The organism is Sulfitobacter sediminilitoris (genome assembly GCF_010667575.1).
GTDB lineage: Bacteria > Pseudomonadota > Alphaproteobacteria > Rhodobacterales > Rhodobacteraceae > Sulfitobacter > Sulfitobacter sediminilitoris.
On the sequence record NZ_JAABNT010000063.1, the window covers coordinates 1 to 2205 of the forward strand.

1 protein-coding gene and 1 pseudogene are annotated in these 2205 nt (G+C 50.3%); both read left to right on the forward strand.

The features are described from left to right. Window positions 1-415 precede the first annotated feature (415 nt). The gene (locus tag GV827_RS23060; RefSeq protein WP_164356658.1) at window positions 416-1456 is read left to right on the forward strand and encodes a leishmanolysin-related zinc metalloendopeptidase; all 1041 of its coding nucleotides are present in this window, start codon (window positions 416-418) and stop codon (window positions 1454-1456) included. Between the two features lie 542 nt (window positions 1457-1998). Next, a pseudogene (locus tag GV827_RS23065) lies at window positions 1999-2205 on the forward strand (IS5/IS1182 family transposase); the annotation flags it as partial.

The window sequence follows — 2205 nt, forward strand, 5'->3', positions numbered from 1 at the left end:
CTCTGGCTTGTCGCATCCAGAACAAAGGCACGGAAAGAGGCCACAAGGTCGCGACCAGCGACGAACATCACAATCATCTGCTTAATCTGGTGTGCCTTTGGACGTCCTGAGCGAAACACGACGGGCGTTAACCGGTCGGCGGCGGATGGCATGTGACTGCACGGCGCCTTTGTAGCGAGCTATCATCTTTCCTAGCTCTTTTGCCTTTTGCGTGAACGATGTCGCACCCAGAATTGTTTGTGCTGCGTTGCTGATCTCGGTCGAAGTTGCAGACAGGCAGCTCTTTGAGAGACCGTTTGTTTCCAAAAAAGAACAAGTCTTGGCTCAGCCAGAACGATTGCGAACGTTCAGTGCTTCAATAGAAGTGGGTTTGGATGTTCTAGGGTTAGAAATCTGGTTTTTAAGCAAAAATTAGTTGGGAAAAATTGCTCTGGAGGTGTACAAAATCTTGCCAGGGGTGGTGGCGCAAATAAGCGGGAGTCTCTTGATGCCATCAGATAACAGTGGAAATTTTGTCGAATATGTAAAGTCTTCAGGTCGTGGAGCTTCGGAGCTTTATGGTTCCGAAAACGCAACCGGCCCTGACGGTTTAGTAAGCGGTGATCTGACATTTATCGATTATAGCGCGGCGGCCAGAGGTCAAAAAGGACCGCCCGGTCCGGTCGGCGGTGGTGGCGATACTGAAGTTGTCACCGAAAAGTACATAACTGGACAAAATGACAATATCGATGACGCCCTTCAATACAACATCGAGATTAGATTCGTTGGCGATTGGTCCGACGCATTTAAATCCGTTTTTATAGCTTCAGCGGATTTTCTTGCGTCGCTCATTGCGGAAGACATCCCGGATGCGGTGGATGGAAACGGGAATGTCTACGATGATCTGGTCATCACTGCTGATCTTGACGCTATTGACGGTGTAGGTGGTGTCCTTGGACAGGCGGGGCCGACTGGTCTGCGTTCAGACAGTGGGTTGACGGCTGTTGGCCAGATGACATTCGACGAGGCTGACGCACAAGCATATTACGATGTAGGTCTTTTCGATGACATCGTCGTGCATGAAATGATGCATGTCATGGGTTTCGGGACGCTTTGGGACCGCAACAATCTCGTCTCAACTGTGGTTGACGACAACGGCACCAAAAAACCAACCGATGACACAGTGACGACTGTCTACACGGGTGACGAAGCCAATTCAGTCTTTGCTGGGTCTGAAACGACGCAAGACCTCATTCTTGTTGAAACCGATGGTGGGTCCGGCACGGCAGGTGGCCATTGGGACGAGGAAACCTATCTCGACGAACTCATGACTGGGTATATTGGGCACCTTTATCCTGATGGGACCTATGACGATACCAACTATCTGTCCGATTGGTCCGTCGCCTCTTTGGCTGACATCGGATACGTTCTAACGAGCGGCGCTTCTGGTGTCGCGGATCACTTGATCTTCATCTAATCCCGTACTGTTCAGATAAAGCACTGAGTCAATCTTAGAGGTGGTTCGATTTGTCTGAACAGGTTCCGGGCGTTTTCGAAGTGGATTTTCACTTCGATGAAGCGCAGGGAATTTCCGAGTTTCAAAGTCACGAACATGTCGGCTTGCAACGTCCACACATGAAGCGTTCGCGCTTGCAGAGAATTTCTGGTTTCCGCCGATTGTGTTGAAAAACTCTGTTTTCTCCAAAAAACGGTGAAAAACTTCGCCATAGAGCGCCAGTTGGAAATCTTAGCGAGGGGGTCGGCCAAATCAGGGCTTTGGCGATGTGTGCAGCTCTAAATGCCTTCTCCGTTCGAACAGTGCCAGCTTTTCCGATGCAACGGGTTTTGGCGGAAAAGCGAGAGTGCGGATTTTTCGAGTTTTTCAACACAATCCGCCCTTCTTGACGGATGCTGCGAATTGCATGCAAGGCAACATTGGGCTGATTTTGTTGAAAAACTCTTCCTTGATTGGTGCATGAACTGCTGATTCAATTCTCTCAACGAGCGGGAGAATGAGCCATGATGGGACCGAAGCAGGCAGCGCTGTTCTATGAGTTTTCACTGGAAGGCCATGTGCCCCAAGATCACTTACTGCGGTCGATTGATCGGTTCGTTGACCTGAGCAGCATCCGCGAACATCTGTCAGATTTCTACAGCCACACGGGCCGCCCGTCGGTTGATCCCGAACTTCTGATCCGGATGCTGCTGGTTGGGTATTGCTTCGGT